This is a genomic window from Bradyrhizobium sp. UFLA05-108, from assembly GCF_059803455.1.
This window is the reverse complement of record NZ_JBANAZ010000003.1, coordinates 263,369-271,033: the sequence shown is the minus strand read 5'-3', so window position 1 is coordinate 271,033 and position 7,665 is coordinate 263,369. Positions and strand designations below refer to the sequence as shown.

Here is a 7,665-nt window from a genome sequence, read left to right as displayed (position 1 = left end):
ATCACGGCGTTCGAGGGGTGTCCACACCCTCACCGCCGCTTACCCCAGTCGCCGCTTACCCCATAGCATCTGGATCATCCGCTTTCGCGGATGATGACACCGAGATAATGGCGTCACTTTCGCGCAACGTACTCCGACCATCCCTTCGCGCGCAGGCTGCACGCGGGACACTCGCCGCAGCCATAGCCCCAGTCATGCTGCGCGCCGCGTTCGCCAAGATAGCAGGTGTGGGACTGCGCGCGGATGAGGTCGACGAGGCCATCGCCGCCAAGCTCATGCGCGAGCTGCCAGGTCGCGGCCTTGTCGATCCACATCAAGGGCGTATGCAGCTCGAACGTCCGCGCCATGCCGAGCGAGAGCGCGGTCTGCATCGCGCGGATGGTCTCGTCGCGACAGTCGGGATAGCCCGAGTAATCCGTCTCGCACATGCCGCCGACGATATGGGTGATGCCGCGCCGGTAGGCGAGCGCGGCGGCAAAGGTCAGGAACACCAAATTGCGGCCAGGCACGAACGTGTTGGGCAGGCCGTCGGAGCCCATCGCGATTTCGACGTCGCGCGTCAGCGCCGTCTCCGACACAGCGGCCAGCGTCGGGATCGAGAGCGTGTGGCTCTCCCCCAGCTTGGCCGCCCAATCGGGATGCAAGCGCTTCAGGCCACCGACGAGGTGCTCGCGGCAGGCGAGCTCGACGGCATGGCGCTGGCCGTAGTCGAAGCCCAGCGTCTCCACCCGCGCAAAGCGGCTCAGGGCCCAGGCGAGGCAGGTGGTGGAATCCTGGCCGCCGGAGAACAGCACCAGGGCGGTTTCGGACGAATAATATTCGCTCATGGACGCGATTTAGCATCGCGTGCTGGCGCCGCCAATCGGTGGAAATCGGCTCATTTCACGGCGTTGTGCTGGGAACGCCGGGCCGCTTGCGGCATAAAGCCGACATTGAGGAGATTTGGCCCGCAATGACCCCTTCCCGCGACATTTCACGCCTGATCGATATCATGGCGACTCTACGCACGCCGGTCACCGGCTGTCCCTGGGACCTCGAGCAGAATTTTGCGACGATCGCGCCCTACACGATCGAGGAGGCCTATGAGGTCGCCGACGCGATCGGGCGTGGCGATTTCGACGATCTCCGCGAGGAGCTCGGCGATCTCCTGCTCCAGGTCGTCTATCACGCGCGCATGGCGGAGGAAGAGAACGCGTTTGCGTTCGGCGACGTGGTCGAGGCGATCACGCGGAAGATGATCCGCCGCCATCCGCACGTCTTTGCCGACAAGGACGGCAACATCCAGCCCGCTGGCGTCAAGAGCGCGTGGGAGCGCATCAAGGCCGAGGAGAAGGCCGAGCGCGCCGCGCGTCGGCCGCCGGAGGAAACGCTGCACAGATCACTGCTGGCAAGCGTCAAGGCCGGCCTGCCTGCGCTCACCCGCGCGATGGCTTTGCAGCGCAAGGCCTCCACCGTCGGCTTCGATTGGAACGATCCGCGAGCGGTGCTGAAGAAGATCCGCGAGGAAGCTGACGAGATCGAAGCCGCGCTCGACCGCAACGACAAAGAGGAACTGGCCGAGGAAACCGGCGATCTCCTGTTTGCCGTCGTCAACCTCGCCCGTCATGTCGACGCCGATCCGGAAACCGCGCTGCGCGCGACCAACGCGAAGTTCGAGCGCCGTTTTGCTTACATCGAGCGTGCGCTGGAGGCGAAGGGACGCACGCTGGAGCAGGCCTCGCTTGAGGAGATGGACGTTCTGTGGAACGCGGCGAAAGCGGAGGAGAAGCCTGCAGACGATAGACGCAAGGAAGCCCGCCGGTAACGCCGCTGCTGTAACCCGGATGGAGCGCAAGCGTAATCCGGGCTACGCGCTATTCGCGGTCGTGCCTACGCGGCGTGATGCGGCACGGCGTCGAAGCGATTCACGACGATGTCCCGCTTGGTCTCATCCACCCGCACGGTCATGTCGAAGCGGCCGTCGTGCAGCTCTTTCGCCAGCACCTCGGAATTGCGATGCAGCCAGGAGATGCCGGCGCCGTCGGCGGCGTCGATGGAGAGATCGAGCGTGGTGCGTTTTGCCGCCAGCCGCTCCTCGATCGCGGTGAGGAGTGTGTCGATCCCCTCGCCCGACACGGCCGAGACCAGCATCGCGGGATGATCCGATGGTCTGCGCGCAGCGATGTTCTGCAGCTCCTCGCGCTGTCCGGAATCAAACCGGTCGACCTTGTTCCAGACTTCGATGATGCGGCCGGAGTCGTCGGGGTTGATGCCGAGCTGGCGCAACACGGCGTCGACATCGCTCTGCTGCGCCTCGGCATCCTCATGCGAGATGTCGCGAACGTGCAGGATGACGTCGGCCTCCAGCACCTCCTCCAGCGTGGCACGGAAGGCCGCCACGAGCTGGGTCGGCAGGTTGGAAATGAAGCCGACGGTGTCCGACAGCATTGCCTTGCCGCCATGCGGCAGGTTGAGCGCGCGCAAGGTCGGATCGAGTGTCGCAAACAGCATGTCGGCTGCCTGCACGTCGGCGCGGGTCAGGCGGTTGAACAGCGTCGACTTGCCGGCGTTGGTGTAGCCGACCAGCGCGACGACGCGGTACGGCACGCGCTGGCGGCCGGCGCGGTGCAGCCGCCGCGTCGCCTGCACCTTCTTCAATTCGTTCTCGAGCCTGGAAATGCGCTCGGAGATGAGCCGTCGGTCGGCCTCGATCTGCGTCTCGCCCGGACCGCCCATGAAGCCGAAGCCGCCGCGCTGGCGTTCGAGATGGGTCCAGGACCGCACCAGGCGTGAACGTTGGTAGTTGAGATGCGCGAGCTCGACCTGGAGCGCGCCCTCCTTGGTCTTGGCGCGGCGGCCGAAGATCTCCAGGATCAGGCCGGTGCGATCGAGCACCTTGGCGTTCCAGGCTTTCTCGAGATTGCGCTGCTGGATCGGCGAGAGCGCACAGTCCATCACCACGAGCTCGACCTCGAGGCTCTTGATCAGCCCGGTGATCTCCTCGACCTTGCCCTTGCCGAGATAGGTCGCGGGACGGATCTGGCTGATCGGCGCGACCAGGCTATCTGCGATCTCGAGGTCGATGGCGCGCGCAAGGCCGGCGGCCTCTTCGAGCCGTGCCTCGGCATCGCGCAGGACATGGCTCTCCGATTGCGCGTCGGCTCCGCCGGCGCGCACACGCATATAGGGGCCGATGACGATCACCCGCCCTGTCTGTCCAGCCCCAGCCGACCGCGGACGGTCAGCGCCCCCGTCGAAATTCCGGGGTTCCAATCAGATCACTCTCAAGCCGGCTGATCCTCGCCGCCTTCGAACAGCTGGATCGGAGCGCCGGGCATGATAGTCGAGATCGCATGCTTGTAGACGAGCTGCGAGTGACCGTCGCGCCGGAGCAGCAGACAGAAATTGTCGAACCAGGTCACAATTCCCTGCAGCTTTACTCCGTTGACCAGAAAGATCGTCAGTGGCGTCTTGGTTTTGCGAACGTGATTAAGGAAGGTGTCTTGTAGGTTTTGTGCGCGGTCTGCCGCCATTTTTGTTATCTCGCTTTGAGTTTCTTGTTGTTTGGATAGTCCGACCGGTCGCGGCCTTCTTCTGTGATGTGGGCCACTCCCGGTTGCCTTCCCTCATGAGATCCCCCTCGGAGGGTCGGCGAAAGGATTAGAAGACAGGTACGCTTATTAGGCAAGCCGCTTCACGCGGCAGCCCGCATCCAAATCCTCCGAAAAACTACGGAAATCGATGATTTTCCTTCGATATTATGAATGTGTGGCCGATCGGACGCGGCTCAACCGACGCCGAGCGCCTTCAACTTCCGGTGTAGTGCCGAACGCTCCATGCCAACGAACTCGGCCGTGCGAGAAATATTTCCTGAAAAACGACTGATCTGGGCAATCAAATAGTCGCGTTCGAAGACCTCCCGCGCCTCGCGCAGCGGCAGGCCCATGATGTGCTCGCCATTGTTGCTGGTCGGCATCGCCGGGACCATCGAGCCGACGTCCTGCGGCAGCATGTCGGCGGTGATGATCACCTCCGGACCGCCGGCGGCGAGAATCATGACTCTCTCAACGTTGTTGCGGAGCTGACGGACGTTGCCGGGCCAGACGTGGGACTGGAGCACCGCCATCGCATCCTGGCCGATCTGGCGCTTGGGCAGCCCCGTGGCTGCCGAGATCTGGTCCATGAAATAGTCGATCAACTCCGGAATGTCCTCGCGCCGTTCGGAGAGCGCGGGCACGCGGATCGGGACCACCGAGAGGCGGTGATAGAGATCCTCGCGGAAAGTGCCGGCTGCGATCTCCTCCTCGAGGTTGCGGGCGGTCGAGGAGATGATGCGCACGTCGACCTGCACCTTGCCGGTGCCGCCGACGCGCTGGAACGACTGCTCGACCAGCACGCGCAAAATCTTGTTCTGGGTCTCGCGCGGCATGTCGGCAATCTCGTCGATGAACAACGTGCCGCCATGAGCCTCTTCGAGCGCGCCCGACTTGCGCGGCTGCTCGCCATTGGACTGCTCGACGCCGAACAGCTCGTGCTCCATCCGCTCCGGCGTGATCGCCGCCGCATTGATCACGACGAAGGGCCCGTCCGCGCGACCCGAGGCCGCATGCAGCGTCCGCGCGGTCAACTCCTTGCCGGCGCCAGCGGGGCCGACGATCAGGATGCGGCTGTTGGCCTTGGCTGCGCGCTCGATGGTCTGGCGGAGCTGGTTCATGCTGGGCGAGCGGCCGACGAGCTGGCTCGCGGTCGGGGCGAGCTGCTTGAGCTCCCTCACCTCGCGCTTCAGCCGCGAGTTTTCCAGCGCGCGCGTCGCCACCAGGATCAGGCGGTCGGCCTTGAACGGCTTCTCGATGAAATCATATGCGCCGCGCTTGATCGCGGCGACCGCGGTCTCGATGTTACCGTGGCCGGAAATCATCACGACCGGCAGGTCGACATTGTCCTTCTTGACCTGCTCGAGCAGCTGCAAGCCGTCGAGCTTGGAGCCTTGCAGCCATATGTCGAGGAACACCAGATGCGGCCTGCGATTGGCGATCTCCGCGAGGGCAGAGTCGCTGTCGCGCGCGGTCCTGGTGACGAAACCCTCATCTTCCAAAATGCCCGCGACGAGATCTCGAATATCGGCCTCATCATCGACAATCAGAATTTCATTTGCCATGGGTTGCGCCCGCTCTGTCAGTTGCCCGTTGAGGCTTTGATTCTTGTTGCATCATTAGTCGTTTCTGCCGGCTCTTTGGTTTCGGCGGCCGGCGCCTTTGTGTTCGGTTCTTTGGCTGTTTCCCGGGCCTTCTGAGCCGCGTCCTTCACCTCGACGGTGTTGGCATGGCCCGAGATCGCAAAACGCATCCGCATCCAGGCGCCGCGCTGGCCTTCCCGAAAATCGGAGGCGTCCTTCAACTCGATGCGCCCGCCATGGTCTTCGAGGACGCGGCCGACGATCGCAAGGCCGAGGCCCGTGCCCTTGGCTCGCGTCGTGACGTAAGGCTCGAGCAGCCGCGAGCGCGCGACCTTGGGCAGGCCGATACCGTTGTCGACGACGTCGATCAGCACGTCCTGGGCTTCGCGCGAGACCACGACATCGATGCGGCCCTTTCCACCATCCTTGCCGAGCTCCTCCGGGGGGACCTGTTCGATCGCTTCCGTCGCGTTCTTGACGATGTTGGTGACGGCCTGCGAGATCAGCCGGCGGTCGAATTGCGCGCGCAGCGGGTCTTGCTTGAAAGTGGTCTCGATGTCGAGCTCCGGGTGCGCGACCTTCATCAGGAACACCGCCTGCCGCACGGTGTCGACGACGTCCTCGCCTTCCATCACCGGTTTTGGCATGCGCGCAAAGCGCGAGAACTCGTCGACCATGCGTCTGATGTCGTCGACCTGGCGCACGATGGTATCGGTGCACTGGTCGAAGATCGACTTGTCCTTCTCCTCGGTGATGGTCTTGCCGAATTTGCGGCGGATGCGCTCGGCGGAGAGCTGGATCGGCGTCAGCGGGTTCTTGATCTCGTGCGCGATGCGACGCGCCACGTCACCCCAGGCCGAGGTGCGCTGCGCCGAAACGAGCTCGGTGATGTCGTCGAGCGTGATGATGTAGCTGTCGCGCGGCTGGCTGGTCTTCTCCGCGCTGACGCGGACCGACAGGTTGCGCTCCTGCCCGTCGCGCATGATGGTGATCTGCCCCTGCACCAGCCGCTGGGTGCCTTCCCGCGCGGTCTTCATCATGTCGTCGAGCTCGGGCAGCACCTCCGACAAGGGATGGCCGAGCGTCTCGGACTCGGCGTGCCCGATCAGCTTCTCCGCGGAGCGGTTCAGGATACCGACGCTGCCGGAGGCGTCGACGCCGATGATGCCGGCAGAGGCCGAGGACAGCACGGCCTCGATGAAGCGGCGACGGCTGTCGATCAGGTCGCTGGCGCTGACGAGCTCGTCGCGTTGGCTGCGGAGTTCCTGCGTCATCTTGTTGAAGGTCTCGCCCAACTGGGCGAGATCGCCTTCCGATTTGTGCACGGGGACCTGGACGTGGAGATCGCCGGTCGAAACCGTATGGGCCGCGTTCATCAGCCGCCTGATCGGCGCCACCAGCCAGTTGGCGAAGTTGAGGCCAATCAGCACCGAGGCCATCAGGATGGTCAGCGCGATCACCGCGAACATCAGCGCAAACGCGACTTGAATGCCAAGTCTGCGCGATTCAATCTGCGCATATTCGGCGACACCCAGCTGTGTCTGCTTGACCTGTGCCACGACGCGAGGGTCGAGCTGACGGGCAACATAGAGGAAGGTGTCGTTGAAGGCGCGGAGCCGGATCACGGCCGCCACGTAATTGTTCTCCGGCAGCACAGCGATTTCCGGCTCGCTCTCACCGACATTGCTCAGGAACTCCGGAGCTGGAGGCGAATAGGCGAGCCGGATGCCGGTGTCTGCCGATTCAAGGATGTTGGTATTCTTGTCGATGATCATCGCGCCCGGCAGGTTCCGGGAGCCGGCGCTCGCCGTCAGCAGTTCGCGAAACGACCGCCGGTCCTGGTCATAGAGCGGGCGGGCGTGCGCGATGTCGTTGGCCATTCCCAGAATGTCGCCGCGAATGAGCTGCGCATGATCTTGCATATAGGCGAGCGCGATCGTCAGCGAGTTCTGGATCACCTCCTTGGTCGGCCCGGAGAACAGCCGGTCGAGGCCGCGCTCGATGGTGACGTTGGCGACGATCGCGACCAGCACCGCCGGCAGCACGGCGATCACCGAAAACAGCCCCACGATCTGGAAATGCAGCCGCGCCGCCGCCCGCCCCCGCCGGCGCGCCTGGATCATCTGCCAGATCTCGTGGACGATGATGCCGACCAGGAGCAGTATGGTGCCGGCGTTGATCATCAGGAACGACCTGACGACGTCAGGCGTCGGCTCGATACGGGTCAGCCCGGTCAGGACGACGAAGGTCAGGAACGCCGAGAGCAGCGCCAGCATGACGGCGAACGGCGCCAACCAGCGGCGCGGCGACCAGCGCCGGGCTTCTGCGGTTGGAGACGTATCAAAGGCTGCGCCCGAACTATCTTCGCTGGTCATTCCGGCAATGGTGATGCTGAAAACGGGGATCCGTGGATCACGGATACTGATGCATTCATATCACATTGTTGCCGAATTGCGACAATTCCGCGGCGTGTCCACCGCGGCGGACAGGCGCATCCACAGTCATTCCGG

6 protein-coding genes are annotated in these 7,665 nt (G+C 64.0%); 1 reads left to right on the top strand and 5 read right to left on the bottom strand.

The genetic code is table 11. The annotated features are described in order from the left end of the window. Positions 1-113 precede the first annotated feature (113 nt). The gene (gene queC / locus SO140_RS03900; protein ID WP_498542369.1) at positions 114-827 is read right to left on the bottom strand and encodes a 7-cyano-7-deazaguanine synthase QueC; all 714 of its coding nucleotides are present in this window, start codon (positions 825-827) and stop codon (positions 114-116) included. A 125-nt stretch (positions 828-952) separates the two neighbouring features. Here queC and mazG point away from each other — a divergent pair, with 125 nt between their 5' ends. After that, positions 953-1,804: a nucleoside triphosphate pyrophosphohydrolase gene (gene mazG, locus SO140_RS03895; protein ID WP_449383814.1), complete on the top strand. Its 852-nt coding sequence runs from the start codon at positions 953-955 to the stop codon at positions 1,802-1,804. A gap of 65 nt (positions 1,805-1,869) precedes the next feature. Here mazG and hflX read toward each other — a convergent pair whose 3' ends face one another. The 4 genes from hflX to SO140_RS03875 form a co-directional block, all read right to left on the bottom strand. Then, a complete protein-coding gene (gene hflX, locus SO140_RS03890; protein ID WP_449383813.1) occupies positions 1,870-3,252 on the bottom strand; it encodes a GTPase HflX in 1,383 nt (460 codons plus the stop codon). 11 nt (positions 3,253-3,263) lie between these two features. Continuing rightward, positions 3,264-3,512, bottom strand: coding sequence for an RNA chaperone Hfq (gene hfq / locus SO140_RS03885; protein ID WP_007591126.1), 249 nt, complete (start codon positions 3,510-3,512; stop codon positions 3,264-3,266). 254 nt (positions 3,513-3,766) lie between these two features. Further along, positions 3,767-5,137 carry a nitrogen assimilation response regulator NtrX gene (ntrX, locus tag SO140_RS03880; protein WP_449383812.1) on the bottom strand — a complete coding sequence of 457 codons (1,371 nt, stop codon included), beginning with the start codon at positions 5,135-5,137 and terminating at the stop codon, positions 3,767-3,769. 17 nt (positions 5,138-5,154) lie between these two features. Further along, a complete protein-coding gene (locus tag SO140_RS03875; RefSeq protein ID WP_449383811.1) occupies positions 5,155-7,530 on the bottom strand; it encodes a sensor histidine kinase NtrY-like in 2,376 nt (791 codons plus the stop codon). Between the last annotated feature and the right edge of the window lie 135 nt (positions 7,531-7,665).

What these genes read in the sequence shown, in the direction of transcription:
- queC (WP_498542369.1), bottom strand. Translation starts at nt 827, where the DNA reads ATGAGCGAATATTATTCGTCCGAAACCGCCCTGGTGCTGTTCTCCGGC.
- mazG (WP_449383814.1), top strand. Translation starts at nt 953, where the DNA reads ATGACCCCTTCCCGCGACATTTCACGCCTGATCGATATCATGGCGACT.
- hfq (WP_007591126.1), bottom strand. Translation starts at nt 3,512, where the DNA reads ATGGCGGCAGACCGCGCACAAAACCTACAAGACACCTTCCTTAATCAC.
- ntrX (WP_449383812.1), bottom strand. Translation starts at nt 5,137, where the DNA reads ATGGCAAATGAAATTCTGATTGTCGATGATGAGGCCGATATTCGAGAT.
- SO140_RS03875 (WP_449383811.1), bottom strand. Translation starts at nt 7,530, where the DNA reads ATGACCAGCGAAGATAGTTCGGGCGCAGCCTTTGATACGTCTCCAACC.